Genomic DNA, 16,163 nt, shown 5'->3' on the forward strand with positions numbered 1-16,163 from the left:
TGATTGCCCTCATATAATCCGGCATATCACAAGAGAAGCCGGGCCAATATACCGATTTAGGGAAAACATGGCCAAACTGCGGTTTTCATGGATATTTGTGGCTTATGCGACCGCCAATGCGGTTGGAGTGTCCTGAACCCGCAACATTGCCCGCCGCGAAGCCTGGCCTGAGATCAACTGGCGTACTGCCGCCCGTGCCTCGTCGGCCGACCGGAAATGCCGCGAATCAAGATCCCAGACGTGATATTTCACCGCGACAAACTTCAGCCGGCCTGCATCCGGGACCACAACACCGACGGCTTCGCCGCCAAATTCTATTACCTGCTTGCTCATGGGAAAGCGCTCCTACCACGCCTTGGCGCGGATCATTCAAATCGTGCAACATTCAAGGAAAAGACTGCGTCGAGGTCACATTCGCCACGTGCGAATGCAAAGGTCTTTCGTTGTGCGACAATGGGAATGCGTGCCCCGGAAAGTCGCGATGCGGGCGTTGTCAAACATGGCTCTCTCCTTCGGCAAGGCCCGGCAGGATGCTGTCCGGGCTGGTTCAAGGTCTCCGCTCCGGCTCTTGCCATCTGCGAACAACCACAAGATAGGATAGACCACAAATTTAGTCAATTAAATTTGGCTATCCGCGCAAAATAATACTAGTTCAGTCGTTATTTCTGGCATGTGCAGCAAGGTGTGTTCCCGAAGTTAGATATCCTAGAATGAAAATCTACTTTCTAAGAAGACCACGCATTGCTCTCATGGGCTTATGTAGGCGCATCATGAGACAAAAAAAGGGCGGCCGGGCCGCCCTTTCGGTTTTTTGTGATCCGGTCAGTTCTTGGCGAGTTCGGTGCCGGGCGCGCGGGTTGATTCGCGTTCCTTCCACCAGCGGCTAAGGAACAGCAGGATCGGGCCGCCGATATAGATCGACGAGGTCGTTGCGACGATGACGCCGAACACCATCGGCCAGGCGAATGGCTTTACCGGATCGCCGCCCCAGATCGCCATCGGCAGCAGCGAGGCGAGAATGGCGACCGACGTGAAGATGCATCGCATCACCACTTGGTTGATCGACAGGTCGATCAGGTCGGAGAACGGCATCGACTTGTACTTGCGCAGGTTTTCACGCATGCGGTCGTACACCACCACCTTGTCGTTGACGGAATAACCGATCAGCGTCAGCACGGCGGCAATGGCCGTCAGGTTGAAGTCGATCTGCGTCAGCGCAAAGAACCCGATCATCTTCGTGATGTCGAGAATCAGTGTCACGATCGCACCCACGGCAAAGTGCCACTCGAAGCGCCACCAGATGTAGAACAGGATCGCCACCATCGCGAGACCGACGGCGAGGAAGCCCGAGCGCGCAAGTTCCGCACTGATGGTCGGTCCGACCACTTCGGTACGCTCGAAAGACGCACCCGGGATGGCCTGGCTGACCGCTTCCTTGATTGCGTTCAGCGCCACGGTCTGTTCCGCTTCGCCGCCCGGCTGACGCTGGACGCGGATCAGGACGGCCTTGCCCTGATCGAAATCCTGGAGCGCCACTTCGCCGATGTTCAAGTCCTCAAGCTTGGGCCGAAGGGCGGCAAGATCGAGCTGCGCCTCGGACGTGGCTTCGACCTGAATACCACCGACAAAGTCGATGCCGTAGTTGAGGCCTGGCGTGAAGAACAGCACGACGGAGCTGATCGACAGGAACGCCGACATGCCGATGGCAACAAAACGGCCGCGCATAAAGGAGAAGGCCGGGATGGCCGGAACCTTGCCGAAGATGGAATGGATTTCGATCTTCTTCAGCTTCTGGCGCACGACCATTTGATACATCATCAGGCGCACAACGGTGATCGACGTAAACATCGAGATGACGATACCGATCATCATCGTGATGGCGAAACCGCGAACCGGTCCGGTACCGAACATGAAGAGCAGGATCGTGCCGACCAGGGTCGTCACGTTGCCATCGACGATCGTGGCGAAAGCCTTGTTGAAGCCGACATCCAGCGCCTTCATGGCACCGGCACCGGCCGCCGTTTCCTCGCGGATACGGGCATTGATCAGAATATTGGCATCCACCGCCATGCCGATACCGAGAATGATACCGGCGATACCGGGAAGCGTCAGCGTCGAGCCCAGCATGCCGAGCACGGCGATCGTCAGGATCGTGTGCAAGACGAGACCGATATTGGCGATGACGCCCCAGGATGTGTAGAGCACCAGCATCATCACGACGACGAAGGCAAAGCCGGCAAGACCGGTGTAGATGCCCATGCGGATGGAGTCAGAGCCGAGGTTCGGGCCGACGGAACGTTCCTCGATGATGGTGAGCGGAGCCGGCAGGGCGCCGGAACGCAGCAGTGCGGAGAGAACCGTTGCTTCCTGAGCGGTGAAGTTACCGCTGATCTGGCCCTGGCCGCCGGGGATCGGTTCGTTGATGCGCGGCGCCGTCAAAACCTTGCCGTCGAGCACGATGGCGAAAGGCAGGCCGACATTGTCGCGGGTGATTTCAGCGAACTGACGCGCACCCTGGCTGTCGAAGGTGAAGGAAACGATGGGTTCGTTGTTCTGCTGGTTGAAACCGGCCTTGGCATCGGCGAGACGCTCGCCGGAAATCGCCACACGGCTTTCGACGGCATATTTCGCGCCGTCATTGGTCCCCGGCAGGATATCGACGCCGCGCGGCGGCGTGGTGGTGTTCGGATCGACCGATGTATCGACCATGTGGAAGCTCATCTGCGCGGTCGAACCGAGCAGCTGGCGCAGGCGTGTCGGGTCCTGCAGACCGGGCAGCTGGACGAGAATACGGTCGGAGCCGACGCGCTGGATCAACGGCTCGGCAACGCCGACCTGGTCGACGCGGCGGCGGATGATTTCAAGGCTCTGATCGACGGCCGCCGTCATGCGCTCGTTGAGACCAGCCTCCGTCTGCCGGATGGTGATCGTGTCACCGGCCGTGCTGACGTCGATATCGGAGGTCGATGTACCGAAACCGAGCGTGCCAACCGGGGCTGCCAGTTCCTGGATTTTCGGCATCACCTTGTCGCGATCAGCCTGTTCGGGAATCTTGACGGCAATGGAATCGCCGGCAATGCGGGCCGAGGACGTCGGAAGACGCTCGGTGCGCAGTGCGCCCCGGATATCGTCGAGCAGCGTGTTAAGACGCGCCTGGCGCAGGCCAGCCGCATCCACTTCCAGAACCAGGTGCGAACCACCCTTGAGGTCGAGGCCGAGCGTGACCGGCTTGACCGGCAGGAAGGAAGCATATTGCTGCTGGACGGAGGCCGGCAGCACGTTGGGCAGCGCCGCGATGATCCCGAAGAGGGTAATCGCGACATAGGCCAGAACGGCCCATTTCGAAGTGCGCATGTTGAGGTTCCATGATAGCCCGCGTTCCTCAGACTATGTCAGAGGACAGCGGATGTGTGCGTAAAGGAAAATATGCGCTGACGCGCAAGAACTGTCCGCAAGGACAGCGATCAGGCGTTCAACGCCGGAGGGCCGCGCGCACGGGCGATATCGCCGGGAGCGCCTGTGATGACCGCATCGGAAAAAACTGCAATCGGCATGCTGCCGTACGATACGGCGGCAACGAAGACGGGAGCGGGAAGAAGAAACGGCCCCGGCCCGCCCGGCGAAGCCTTGCCATCGGCTCGGTCTGCAGTAAAGCGCAGATCCGCTACAGGAAAGGCACGCACGGCATGGCGCGAAAGGGCCGTGTCGGATGTGCCGCTTTCGGGAATGGAGAAATTTCCAGCGCTTTGCTGCGTGGAGAACCGCGACGAAAACCCTTGGGCGGACGCGACGAACTGCATGGCAATGGCCGCCGCCAGAATCCACAGCACGGCAAAAAACTTGCCTGCCTGGTTCCGGTCGATGCTGTTGCCATTCATGCCCATAGAGGACATCGTCCTTCCCGTTGGCGTGCCGTTTTCACGGCAAATCACCGAATTGCACGCCGATTCAGCGTGCAAGCGGGCCTAAAAACCATCGCCCGCCGCCAAAGTCAAATCTTACCATCAGGCAGGCCTGTTGAACATCCTCAACCCCGCCGCTTTCACGCCGTGACGCCTGCCGTGCGCGTCTGGTGGATTTCGATCAGCGAGGGACCGCCGCGCTTGCGGGCTTCCACCAGTGCCGCCGTCAGATCGCCGGCCTTGGAAAGCCGAACCGCCGGGACGCCGTAGGCGCTAGCCGCAAGCAGGAAATCGGGGGCCGATGGCTTGACGCCTTCCGGGGTGATGCCGGATTCGACCATGAAGCTCTCGATCTCCTGATAGCCGTCATTGTTCCAGACGACGAAGATGACATTGGCGTTGATATCGGCTGCCGACCCCAGCTCGGCCAGCGAAAACTGGATGCCGCCATCGCCGACGAGGCAGATGACCGGCTTTTGCGGATCGGCCACGGCCGCGCCGACAGCGGCCGGCGGCGCATAGCCGAGCGCGCCAAAACCTGTCGCCGAATTAAACCAGCTCTTTGCCCTCGGCGCATCGCAATAGAGATTGCCGGCATAGACGGCTTGAGTGGAATCGCCGACGATGACACAGTCTGGCAGAGCCTGATAGATCGCATCGATGACGCCGATTTCGGCCCGCATCTTCGCCGTCAGCTCTGCCAATGCCGCCTTGCGGGTTGCCGCTGCGCGCTCGGCACTCCGCGCTGCCGGTTTTGCTGTCAGAAATACCAGAATACCGGAGATCGCAGCTTTGGCGCCCGACAGGATCGACAGGGCCGCATGCGGGCCGCGTGCCAGCTGGGCAGCGTCGATATCGGTGCGGATGAGGTTGCCGAGGATGGGGAAGCCGCCATCGGCATACATGTCATAATCGGTCTGGCCCATCTCGGTGCCGAGCGCGATCACCAGGTCGGCATCGGAAATCAGCGCGCGCACGGCCTTGAGGCTCGGGCTTGCCGGGACCCGGAGCGGATGGCCGGCGAGCATGCCGCGCGCATTGACGGTCATGACGACGGGGGCGCCGATCCGTTCGGCCAATTCCTGGATCTCCGCTTCCGCCGTGATCGCGCCGCCACCGCACAGGATGACCGGCCGCTGCGCATCGCCGCAGAAAATGGCGGCCTTTTGCAAGGTTTCCGCATCCGCCCTCGGCCGGGTTGCCGTCGCCTGCCGGAGCGGGGGTGCGGCGATGCGGGCCGTCATCACATCCGTCGGGATTTCGATATGGACGGGGCCGGGCCTGCCGGAGGTGAGAATGGCGAAGGCGCGCTCAACCACCGGGCCGAGGTCGGCCGGATTGAGCAGGGTCTGCGAATAAAGCGCCAGCGTCTTGATCATGCCGTGCTGGTCCGGCAGCTCGTGCAGCAGGCCGCGGCCATGGCCGAGCGAATCACGCCGGTTGACGCCCGAGATCACCAGCATCGGGATCGAATCCTGGCGCGCCTGCGCCATGGCCGTAATCGTATTGGTAAGCCCCGGCCCGGTGATGACAAGGGCCACGCCGGGCTTGCCGCTGACGCGGGCGTAACCATCGGCCATGAAGCCGGCGCCCTGTTCGTGGCGTGGCGTTACATGCCGGATTTTCGAGGCTGCAAGGCCGCGATAGAGCTCGACCGTGTGGACGCCGGGAATGCCGAACACCACCTCGACGCCATTGGCTTCCAGGAGATCGACCAGCACCTCGCCGACGGTTTTCAAGGTTTCGCTCATGCGCGGCGCTCCTTCGGCGTCTGTAGCCGGATCGCCAGCTTGGTGATCCGCTGGCAGGCTTCCTGGATGACCTCGTCCGGCACCGTCAGACTGACGCGCACGAAGGACGCTGCCTCGTTGCCGAACGATGCGCCGGGCATCACGGCGACATGCTCCTGCTCCAGCAGCATCCAGGCGAATGCCTCGCCCGTCAGACCGGTGCCCGCAACATTGATCAGCGTGAACATGCCGGCTTCGGGCGGCAGCGGCACGATCCCCGGCACATTCGAAAGCCCTTCGACGATCAGGTCGGCGCGGGTCTTGTACGATGCGCGCATGGCGGCTGACGTGCCGATCTCATGGGTCAGCGCATAGGCCGTCATATCGGCGATGAAAGGCTGGACGCCAAACAGCATGGTCTCCGACACCGGCAGCAGGCGGCTTGCAAATTCAACAGGGCCGACAGCCCAGCCGCTGCGGAAACCGGGGGCAGCATGCGACTTGGAGATCGACGAGACCACGATCGTGCGCTCGGCAAGCTCCGGATCGTCGAAGGGCGAGGCGAACGGACCGTTGAAAATCAGCTCCTCGTAGACTTCGTCGCAGACGATCCAGAGATCGTGCTTGCGGCAGATGCCGCCGATCGCCCTGATCTCGTCTGCCGTCAGCACGGCACCGGTCGGATTGTGCGGCGTGTTGAGCAAAAGCACGCGGCATTGCGGCGTGATCGCCTTTTCGAGATCGTCGGCCTGCATGTGAAACCCATGCTCGGGCTTCAACGGCACGGTAACACGATGGGCGCCGGCCGCCTGGATCACGCCGTCATAGGTGGCATAGAGCGGATCGCCGACCAGGACGCCGTCGCCAGCCTCGACCAGCCCGAGCATGACGGCGAAAAGCGCGGTCTGGGTGCCTGGAAAGCACAGCACGTTCTGCGGCGTGACGTCGGCGCGGCGCTTGGCGTAGCGGGCCGTCAGCGCATTGACCACCGAGGGTTCGCCGCGGCCGTTGGAATAGCGGTAGCGCCCGGCATTCATCGCGCGCTGCGCCTCGGCGAGCAGCGCGGCATCCGGCGGCATGTCGGGTTCGCCGATCGTCAGCTGGATGACCTCCGTGCCGCTTGCCTGCATCTGGCGGGCGCGGATGTGCAGAGCCCATTTTTCCGATCCGAGATCGGCCAGACGGTCGGTGATCGATGAATAGCGCATAGGGGTTCTCCTACCCTCAGTCAAAAATCGTGTTCGTTCCCGCCGAACGGCAATCCCAGCAGGGCCTCGCTCGACGACACGGCGATGGCCACAAGCTCGGCCTCCTCGAAAAGCTCGCCCGCAAGGCAAGCCTCCAGCCACAGCCCGTCTATCATGCCATTGATGGCAATGGCGTGGCGGCGGCACTCGGCTTCGCCGGAAGGCCGGTCGTGCGCCTTCAGAAAATCGCCGATCAAGCCCTGCAAATCGTTGCGGAAACCGAGATAGCCTTCGCGGTGGATGGCGGCGAGCTCCGGATCGAGCCGCACCTGGCTGATAAACGATGCCCAGAGCGACAGGCTGCGGTCATTGGCGACCGGGGCAGTCAGGTTCAGCGTGATGAAGCGCTTCAGCCGCGTGCCCGGATCGCCGGTGACATCCGTTGCCTTGGCGGCGAAGGTGGCCAGAACTGAACGGTAGGCCTCCTCCACCATCTGGTCCTTGGAGGCGAAATAATGCCGCACGAGGCCGGCGGTGACGCCGGCCCGGATGGCGATCTGGCGGACGGTCGCACCGCGCAGGCCAAGCTCGGCAATCGTATCGAGGGTTGCCTCGATCAACTCCTGCCGCCGCTCCCCCTCCGGCGCGCGATGGAACGTCCGGCGGTTCATGCAGCCCGCCGCAGGACCGGCCGGGTCAGGCAGGTCGGGCCGCCCTCGCAGGCAATGCACAGCGCGTCGGCCTCGAAGGTCTCGACCTTGCAGCCCGCCGCTTCCATCGCAGCCTTGGTCTTGGGAAAGCCGGCAACCATGATCACTTCGTTCGGGCGGACCGGCAGGACGTTGAGGCTCAGACCATTGCTGGCATGGAACTCGTCGGCCGGGGCCTCGATCAGGGTGATGCCCCATTCCTTCAGGAGCTGATAGAATGCCGCCGGCAGGAGCGGCGCAAACACCAGCGCCAGATCGCGCGACAGCGGGCTCATGACCGACATCAGGTGCAGGCAGGCCTCCTCCCCGTGCCAGAGCGGCAGATCATAGCCAAGCACGGTGATCCCATGCGGATCGAGCATCTCGGTCAACTGGGCGATGCCGTCTTCATTGGTGCGCACGCCACGGCCGACGACCAGCGTCTCGGCGTCGAGCCAGATGCAATCGCCACCTTCGACGGTGCCCGGCGCAAGGATGCGGCCCAAGATCGGAATGCCGGCCGCCTTGTAGGCTGCCTCGTGCAGCGCCGTTTCCTTTTCGCGCAGCGGCTTGCCCATGCGCAGGAGGATGGCGCCGTGGTTTGACATCAAAGAGGGATCATGGGTGAACATGGCGTCGGCAAGCCCGTCGCCCTTGTCTTCCAGCCACAGGATTTCGGCACCCGACTTTTCCACCAGGCGGGCGAATTCGTTGTATTGGTGCACCGCCTTTTCACCGTCAAAGGTCGGACCGTAGTGCCATTTCGCAGGATCGGCAGACGCAAGGCTTGCGCCCGGACGCCGCATCAACACGCGTGCCAGATTGGCCGACATCTCCTGCGAACCATAAGCCGTCATCATCTACTCCTGTTGGAAAATTGTTCATTAGCGGGGGCTGCCAGAAAAAGCAGCGTCGAAATTATTATACGGTTGAATAATTTCTGCACAAGTGCCACGATGCGTTTCATGGAACAGCGTGACAGGCAAAAATGCCGCACGACAGACAAACAGGGGAACTGTTTTCATGCGTTCAGACGTGGCGACCTGTCTCGACAGGACTGACTTTTCATGACGGAACCAGCCCAGGCGATTGCGGTTACAAACCTCCACAAACGTTTCGGGCCGCTTGAAGTGCTCAAGGGCGTTTCATTGACTGCGAATGAAGGCGACGTGATCGCCATCATCGGCGGCAGCGGTTCGGGCAAATCGACCTTCCTGCGCTGTATCAACATGCTGGAACTGCCGACATCCGGCTCGGTCACGGTGCATGGCGAAACGATCGCCATGAAGAAAGACGGTCACGGCGGGCTGATGCCTTCCGACCGCAAACAGGTGCAGCGCCTGCGCACCCAGCTCGGCATGGTGTTCCAGAGCTTCAATCTGTGGCAACACATGACCATCCTCCAGAACGTCATCGAAGTTCCGGTCCATGTGCTCGGCAAATCCAAGGATGAGGCAACGGCCACCGGCGAAGCGCTCCTGCGCAGGGTTGGCCTGTTCGAGAAGCGCGATGCTTATCCCGCCTTTCTCTCCGGCGGCCAGCAGCAGCGTGCGGCCATTGCCCGCGCGCTTGCGATCCAGCCGCTGGTCATGCTGTTTGACGAGCCGACCTCGGCGCTCGATCCGCAGCTGGTCGGCGAAGTGCTGACGGTCATCGGTGACCTCGCCAAGGAAAAGCGGACGATGATCCTGGTCACCCACGAGATGAAATTTGCGCGCAACGTCGCCAATCACATCGTCTTCCTCGCCGACGGCGTCATCGACGAACAGGGAACGCCGGACGAGATCTTCGGCAATCCGAAATCCGAACGCCTGAAAAAATTCATCAGCTCCATCCACTAAGACCAAAAACCACGAAAACAAAAAAGGGAACAGCATGAAAAAGACGCTCAAAACCATCGCCCTGTCGCTTGCGCTCGGCATCGTTGCCGCCGGTGCCGTCGCTGCCGAACCGCTGAAGGTCGGCTTTGCGGCCGAGCCCTATCCGCCGTTCACCTCGCCGGACGCATCCGGCAACTGGGAAGGCTGGGAAGTGGAGTTTGAAAAGGCGATCTGCGCCGAAGCCAAGCTCGAGTGCGTGATCACGCCCGTGGCCTGGGATGGCATCATTCCGGCACTGACCTCCAAGAAGATCGACATGATCATCGGCTCGATGTCGATCACCGAGGAACGCCTGAAGACCATCGATTTCACCGATAAGTATTACAACACCCCGACGGGCGTCATCGGCCCGAAGAGCGAAACGTTTGAAGCCACGCCGGAAGGCCTGAAGGGCAAGACGATCGGTGTCCAGGTTTCGACCATCCACCAGGTCTATGCCTCGAAATATTTCGGTGAAAACGGCGCGACCGTGAAGGAATACCAGACGCAGGACGAAGCCAATAACGACCTCGCCGCCGGCCGTCTCGACGCCGTTCAGGCCGATTCCATCGCACTTGGCGCCTTCCTGAAGAGCGACCAGGGCAAGGAATGCTGCGACCTGAAGGGCATGGTCAAGGATGACCCGGCCATCCTCGGCGCCGGTGTCGGCATCGGCATCCGCAAGGGCGAAGACGAACTGAAAACCAAGCTGAACGCCGCCATCAAGGCGATCCGCGCCAACGGCACCTACGACACGTTCTCGAAGAAGTATTTCGACTTCGACGTTTACGGGCAGTGATGCGCTGAGCGCCCGCGGAGGGCCCACCCCCCTCTGTCGGCGACGCCGACATCTCCCCCTCAAGGGGGGAGATTGACCGCATCTACTGTGCGTCCACCACAAGGAAGCCGGTGCGGGAAAAGAATGATCTCCCCCCTTGAGGGGGAGATGTCACGCAGTGACAGAGGGGGGTGATGCCACAGACGCAGAGCTCCCGGTAAAGAGGACCCATGGCCGATCCCGTATCCTTCATAAACTGGAGCCTTCTGGCATTGGAGCCGCCCGGCTGGGGCGGGGTGCTGCTGCGCGGCCTTCTTAACTCCATCGAAATCGCCATCGGCGGCTATGCGTTCGGCCTTTTGCTCGGCATCGGCGGCGCCTGCGGGAGGCTCTATGGCGGCCCGATCACCCGCGATCTGATGGAATGCTATACGACCATCGTGCGCGCGGTACCGGAACTGGTCCTGATCCTGCTGCTCTATTATGCCGGAACCGATGCGCTCAATTATGTGCTTGGGCTCGTGGGCATCGGCCAGGTGGATATTAGCGGGCTGGTCGCCGGCATCTTCGTCATTGGCGTGGTGCAGGGCGCCTATACGACCGAGGTCCTGCGCGGCGCCATCAAGGCGGTGCCGGCCGGGCAGATCGAGGCGGCGCGTGCCTATGGCATGTCTCCGTTCAAGGTTATGACCCGTGTCACCCTGCCCGCCATGCTGCCCTATGCCATTCCCGGCCTTTCCAATCTCTGGCTGATCGCCACCAAGGATACGGCGCTGCTGGCCGTCGTCGGCTTCTCCGAACTGACGCTGGTCACGAGGCAGGCGGCCGGATCCACCAAGGCGTATCTGCTGTTCTTTTGTGCGGCAGGCGTGCTCTACCTGATGCTGACCCTCATTTCCGATCTCATCATCCGCTTCATCGAGCGCCGCGCCCGGCGCGGTTTCGTGGAGCAATCATGAGCGAGACCCCCGCCACCGACGTCACCACGCATGCCATGGCAATCACGCCGGAAGACCTGCCGACGGCTGCGAGCTTCTTCAAGCCGCACCGCATAGTCCTCCTGGCAATCGCAGCCGCTTTGATCTTCTGCATCGTCTGGTTCATGCGCTGGGACTGGATTCCCCAATATCTGCCACGGCTCGGCTATGGCATCATGATCACGCTCGCGATGCTGTTCAGCACGTCGATTTTGGGCTTTCTCTTGGCCGTACCGCTCGGACTGGTGCAGGTGACCGGTCCCTGGCCGTTAAAAGCGCTGGCGAAGGGGTTCTGCACCGTCGTTCGCGGCACGCCGCTTCTGTTGCAGCTCTGGCTTCTCTATTATGGGTTGGGCTCGCTGTTTCCGCAGTTCCCCGCCATCCGCCAGTCGTTCCTGTGGCCCTATCTACGTGAATCCTGGCCCTATGGGGTGGCGGCGCTGACGATCTCCTTTGCAGCCTATGAAGGCGAGGTCATGCGCGGCGCCTTTGCCGGCGTTCCGGCCGGCGAAATCGAGGCGGCGCGAGCCTATGGCATGAGCCGCTGGACGCTGTTTCGCCGCATCTGGCTGCCGCGTGCCATTCACCGGGCTTTGCCGACGCTGAACGGCGAGACCGTGCTGCAATTGAAGGCAACGCCCCTGGTTGCCACCATTACCGTCATCGACGTCTATGCCGTGATCTCCAAGGTCCGGCAGGATACCTACATCACCTACGAGCCGCTTCTGCTGCTTGCGCTGATCTACATGTGCCTGACCGGAATCCTGGTCGTCGCCTTCCGCTACCTCGAAAATCGCATACCAACCCGTGGTGCCTGATATGACTGTCAACGTGAACCTGACCAACTCCATGCCTGAACTGGTGGCCATCCGCCGCGACCTGCACGCCCATCCGGAACTGGGGCTTGAGGAGGTCCGCACCTCCAATTTCGTCGCCACATGCCTGGAAGGCCTTGGCTACACGGTGACGCGGGGGCTCGCCAAGACCGGCCTCGTCGCCACGCTGAAGAACGGCACAAGCAACCGCTCGATCGGCATTCGCGCCGACATGGATGCGCTGCCGATCTTCGAGGAAACCGGTCTTGACTACGCCTCGAAAACCCCCGGCCTGATGCATGCCTGCGGCCATGACGGCCACACGACCATGCTTCTGGGTGCGGCCCGCGCCATTGCCGAGCGCAAGAATTTCGACGGCACCGTACATCTGATCTTCCAGCCGGCGGAAGAGAATTTCGGCGGCGCCAAGATCATGATGGACGAAGGCCTGTTCGATAAATTCCCCTGCGACGCCGTGTTTGCGCTCCACAACGAGCCGGGACTACCGTTTGGCCAGTTCGCGCTGCGCGAAGGCCCGATCATGGCTGCGGTGGATGAGGCACGGATCACCGTTCATGGGCTGGGCGGTCACGGCGCCGAACCGCAGGAAACCGCAGACCCGATCGTCTGCGGCGCCTCGATCGTCATGGCCCTGCAGTCGATTGTCTCGCGCAACATCCACCCGATGGACCCGACCGTCATCACCGTCGGCTCGTTTCACAGCGGTTCGGCCAGCAACATCATTCCCGAACGCGCCGAAATCGTCGTCGGCATCCGCTCCTTCGATCCCAAGGTGCGCGACGAGCTGGAACGCCGCATCCGGCTGATCGCCGAAAATCAGGCGGCAAGCTACGGCATGCGGGCAAGCGTCGATTATACCCGCAGCTACGACGCGACGATCAACCACAAGGCGGAAACCGATTTCGTCCGCGATCTGGCGATCCGTTTTACCGGCGCCGACAAGGTTGTCGATCTCGAGCGCGCCTTCATGGGCAGCGAGGACTTTGCCTATATGCTGAAGGACCGGCCGGGCACCTATTTCTTCCTCGGCTCCAGCGTCACCGGGAATGAGAAGTCGCTCCACCATCCCGGCTACAATTTCAACGACGACCTTTTGCCGGTCGGCGCCGCGTTCTGGACCGAGCTGGCGGAAGCCTATCTCGCCCGGACCTGACATTTCAAAAAAGAAAAAGCCGCAGGAAGGGACGTTCCTGCGGCAAGTCGGGACAGTGTAGGCACGTCTATCGCAAGGTGCGATCCATCAAATTTCCGGGCCTGCACGCGGCGGCAAAAGCTTTGACCGGCGGTGCAGCCCATCAAGATCGAAGCCTGGCAAAGGCGCTGATGTCATCATGCAACAGGGCCGTCCGGCAGGTTCCGTTCTTCGATGACCAACCATAGCCGCCAGCGTTTGCGGCACACTTAAGCGAACCATTAAAATTTTACCGATGCCGCGTTTCGAGACAATCCCTCCCGCATTATCCGATGCGTGACGGTGCGCATACATAAGGCCTGCCGGATGCAACTATGCCGCAGGTGGAACATTGTCGCAGTGTGACATCATGGTTGCGCCGATGTCATTGATTTCCAGCGCTATTGGCGCAGACTATGTCCCAGGGGTCCAGCGTCATGCTCATCCGCCACGACGGGGACAAACCGTGGCGGTGGAGAAACCAGGAGACGGCGGCCAGACCCTCGAAAGGATTGTACCGTGTTCGAGAGTTTTGACGCGACGTTGCTCGCCCGTATCCAATTTGCCTTTACGGTGTCGTTTCACATCATCTTCCCAGCCTTTTCCATCGGCCTTGCGAGCTATCTCGCCGTGCTGGAGGCCCTGTGGCTGTGGAAGAAAGACCAGGTCTATATGGACCTGTTCAATTTCTGGAAGACGATCTTTGCCGTGGCCTTCGGCATGGGCGTCGTCTCGGGCATCGTCATGTCCTACCAGTTCGGCACCAACTGGAGCGTGTTTTCCGACAAGGCCGGGCCGGTCATCGGTCCCCTGATGGGCTATGAGGTGCTGACCGCCTTCTTTCTCGAGGCCGGCTTTCTCGGCGTCATGCTGTTCGGGCTCAACCGCGTCGGCCCGAAACTGCATTTCCTCGCCACCTTCATGGTCGCCTTCGGCACGCTGATCTCGGCCACCTGGATTCTTGCCGTCAATTCCTGGATGCAGACGCCGGCAGGGTTCGGCATGAACGAGGCCGGACAGTTCATTCCGCTCGACTGGTGGAAGGTGATTTTCAATCCCTCCTTCCCCTACCGCCTGGTGCATATGGTGCTGGCCGCCTATCTCACCACCGCTTTCGTGGTCGGCGCCGTCGGCGCCTGGCATCTCTTGAAAAACACCGCGCCGCGCCGCTCGCGCACGATGTTTTCGATGGCTATGTGGATGGCGACGATCGTTGCGCCGATCCAGATCATGGCCGGCGACTTCCATGGCCTGAACACGCTGGAACACCAGCCGGTGAAGGTCATGGCGATGGAAGGCCATTTCGACAGCCATCCCGATGGCGCGCCGCTGATCCTGTTCGGTATTCCGAATACGGCGGAAAAACGCATCGACTACGCGGTCGAGATTCCGAAACTTTCAAGCCTGATCCTCAAGCATGACCTGAACGCACCGCTTGCCGGCCTCGATACCATCCCGGACAATCTCGAGCCGCCGGTCGCCGTCGTCTTCTGGTCTTTCCGGGTCATGGTGGGTATCGGGTTTGCCATGCTCGGCATCGGCCTGTGGAGCCTGTGGTGTCGCTTCAAAGGCACGCTCGACAGCAGCGACTGGCTGCATCGGGCAGCCGTTACGATGGGGCCTGCCGGTTTCGTTGCGGTCCTCGCCGGCTGGATCACCACCGAGGTCGGCCGCCAGCCCTATACGATCTACGGCCAGCTTTTGACGGCGGACTCGATCTCACCGATTGCAGCCCCGGCCGTCGCCGCCTCGCTGATCGCCTTCATCGTCGTCTATTTCTTCGTCTTCGGCGCCGGCACCTTCTACATCCTGCGGCTGATGAAGCGCCTGCCGCGCGATCCGATGCCCGATCTCGACGACGGGCCGATCAGAACCTCCGGCATCATGCCGGGACCCGCAACCGGACACACCCATGGGAGCAGCCATCATGGTCATTGATCTTCCTTTCGTCTGGGCGGCCATCATCGCCTTTGCGGTGCTCGCCTATGTCATTCTCGACGGTTTCGACCTCGGCGTCGGCATCCTCTTTCCGTTCTTTCCGGAAAAACGCGACCGCGACGTGATGATGAACTCCGTCGCCCCGGTCTGGGACGGCAACGAGACCTGGCTGGTGCTTGGCGGCGGCGGTTTGCTGGCGGTCTTTCCGCTCGCCTATTCGGTCATCCTGTCGGCCCTCTATGCGCCGATCATCGCCATGCTGCTCGGTCTGGTCTTTCGTGGCGTTGCCTTCGAATATCGCTGGCGCACCCGGCGCGGCGAGTTCCTGTGGAACTGGGCCTTTGCCGGCGGCTCGATGATTGCGGCGTTTGCGCAAGGGGTGGCGCTCGGCGCCCTGGTGCAGGGCATCCCGGTCGCAGACCGCGCCTATGCCGGGGCCTGGTGGGATTGGCTGACGCCGTTTTCCATCGCCACTGGGTTTGCCATCCTGATCGGCTATGCGCTTCTCGGCTCGACCTGGCTGATCCTGAAGACCACCGGCGATCTCGCTGAAAGAGCCCGCAAGGTGGCGCTGCGGACCTGCTTTGCCACGATCGCCGCCATGGGCATCGTCAGCTTGTGGACGCCGTTCCTCGAACCCATCTACCTGGAACGCTGGTTCAGCTGGCCGACGGCGATCTTCAGCGTTATCGTGCCGGTGCTGGTGCTCGGCTGCTTTGCGCTCCTGCTGATCGGCATCCGCGCCAAGCGTGACGCGCAGCCGTTTCTGGCGGCACTCGGGCTGTTCGTGCTCGGCTTTGCCGGCATCGGCATCAGCTTCTACCCCTATATGGTGCCGCCATCGGTGACCATCTGGGATGCCGCAGCGCCGGATTCCAGCCTTGCCTTCCTGTTATGGGGCGCGGCCTTCCTGGTCCCGATCATCCTGATCTATACCGGCTATGCCTATTGGGTGTTTCGCGGCAAGATCGATCCCGAGGAGGGCTATCACTGATGCCAGGCGAAAACAGCGTCGCGAAAAAGCTCCTGTGGTTCGTCGGCCTGTGGTTGCTCGGCGTAGTGACAGTCACCATTGTCGGTTTTGCCATCAAACTCT

14 protein-coding genes are annotated in these 16,163 nt (G+C 61.6%); 7 read left to right on the top strand and 7 right to left on the bottom strand.

Annotation, left to right across the window (positions count from 1 at the left end):
* Window positions 1-102: 102 nt before the first annotated feature.
* The 7 genes from PYR65_RS19685 to PYR65_RS19715 form a co-directional block, all read right to left on the bottom strand.
* Window positions 103-333, bottom strand: a complete 231-nt coding sequence (locus PYR65_RS19685) for a hypothetical protein (protein WP_276119187.1) — start codon at window positions 331-333, stop codon at window positions 103-105.
* A gap of 489 nt (window positions 334-822) precedes the next feature.
* Window positions 823-3,354, bottom strand: coding sequence for a protein translocase subunit SecD (gene secD, locus PYR65_RS19690; RefSeq protein WP_276119188.1), 2,532 nt, complete (start codon window positions 3,352-3,354; stop codon window positions 823-825).
* Between the two features lie 110 nt (window positions 3,355-3,464).
* Entirely contained in the window at window positions 3,465-3,893 is a 429-nt protein-coding gene (locus PYR65_RS19695) for a hypothetical protein (protein WP_276119189.1), read from the bottom strand.
* A gap of 149 nt (window positions 3,894-4,042) precedes the next feature.
* Window positions 4,043-5,653 carry a 5-guanidino-2-oxopentanoate decarboxylase gene (locus PYR65_RS19700; protein WP_276119190.1) on the bottom strand — a complete coding sequence of 537 codons (1,611 nt, stop codon included), beginning with the start codon at window positions 5,651-5,653 and terminating at the stop codon, window positions 4,043-4,045.
* Entirely contained in the window at window positions 5,650-6,840 is a 1,191-nt protein-coding gene (locus PYR65_RS19705) for a pyridoxal phosphate-dependent aminotransferase (protein WP_276119191.1), read from the bottom strand. Before PYR65_RS19705 ends, PYR65_RS19700 begins: the two co-directional genes overlap by 4 nt.
* Window positions 6,841-6,860: 20 nt before the next feature.
* Entirely contained in the window at window positions 6,861-7,490 is a 630-nt protein-coding gene (locus PYR65_RS19710; protein ID WP_276119192.1) for a TetR family transcriptional regulator C-terminal domain-containing protein, read from the bottom strand.
* Complete coding sequence (locus tag PYR65_RS19715) at window positions 7,487-8,365, bottom strand: dimethylarginine dimethylaminohydrolase family protein (RefSeq protein WP_276119193.1); 879 nt, start codon at window positions 8,363-8,365, stop codon at window positions 7,487-7,489. Before PYR65_RS19715 ends, PYR65_RS19710 begins: the two co-directional genes overlap by 4 nt.
* A 210-nt stretch (window positions 8,366-8,575) precedes the next feature.
* Here PYR65_RS19715 and PYR65_RS19720 point away from each other — a divergent pair, with 210 nt between their 5' ends.
* From PYR65_RS19720 to cydB, 7 genes are all read left to right on the top strand, one after another.
* On the top strand, window positions 8,576-9,349 hold the full coding sequence (locus PYR65_RS19720; RefSeq protein WP_060636117.1) for an ABC transporter ATP-binding protein: 774 nt from the start codon (window positions 8,576-8,578) through the stop codon (window positions 9,347-9,349).
* A gap of 34 nt (window positions 9,350-9,383) precedes the next feature.
* Window positions 9,384-10,166, top strand: a complete 783-nt coding sequence (locus PYR65_RS19725) for a transporter substrate-binding domain-containing protein (protein ID WP_060636118.1) — start codon at window positions 9,384-9,386, stop codon at window positions 10,164-10,166.
* Between the two features lie 209 nt (window positions 10,167-10,375).
* Complete coding sequence (locus PYR65_RS19730; RefSeq protein ID WP_276119194.1) at window positions 10,376-11,104, top strand: ABC transporter permease; 729 nt, start codon at window positions 10,376-10,378, stop codon at window positions 11,102-11,104.
* The gene (locus tag PYR65_RS19735; protein WP_156382999.1) at window positions 11,101-11,940 is read left to right on the top strand and encodes an ABC transporter permease; all 840 of its coding nucleotides are present in this window, start codon (window positions 11,101-11,103) and stop codon (window positions 11,938-11,940) included. Before PYR65_RS19730 ends, PYR65_RS19735 begins: the two co-directional genes overlap by 4 nt.
* 1 nt (window position 11,941) lies before the next feature.
* On the top strand, window positions 11,942-13,111 hold the full coding sequence (locus tag PYR65_RS19740) for a M20 aminoacylase family protein (RefSeq protein ID WP_276119195.1): 1,170 nt from the start codon (window positions 11,942-11,944) through the stop codon (window positions 13,109-13,111).
* A gap of 537 nt (window positions 13,112-13,648) precedes the next feature.
* Window positions 13,649-15,067 (top strand): cytochrome ubiquinol oxidase subunit I, encoded by a 1,419-nt coding sequence (locus PYR65_RS19745; protein ID WP_276119196.1) that lies wholly within the window; start codon window positions 13,649-13,651, stop codon window positions 15,065-15,067.
* Window positions 15,057-16,061 (top strand): cytochrome d ubiquinol oxidase subunit II, encoded by a 1,005-nt coding sequence (gene cydB / locus PYR65_RS19750; RefSeq protein ID WP_276119197.1) that lies wholly within the window; start codon window positions 15,057-15,059, stop codon window positions 16,059-16,061. Before PYR65_RS19745 ends, cydB begins: the two co-directional genes overlap by 11 nt.
* The last annotated feature ends 102 nt before the right edge of the window (window positions 16,062-16,163 follow it).

The sequence above is a fragment of the Pararhizobium qamdonense genome, assembly GCF_029277445.1.
Classification (GTDB): domain Bacteria; phylum Pseudomonadota; class Alphaproteobacteria; order Rhizobiales; family Rhizobiaceae; genus Pararhizobium; species Pararhizobium qamdonense.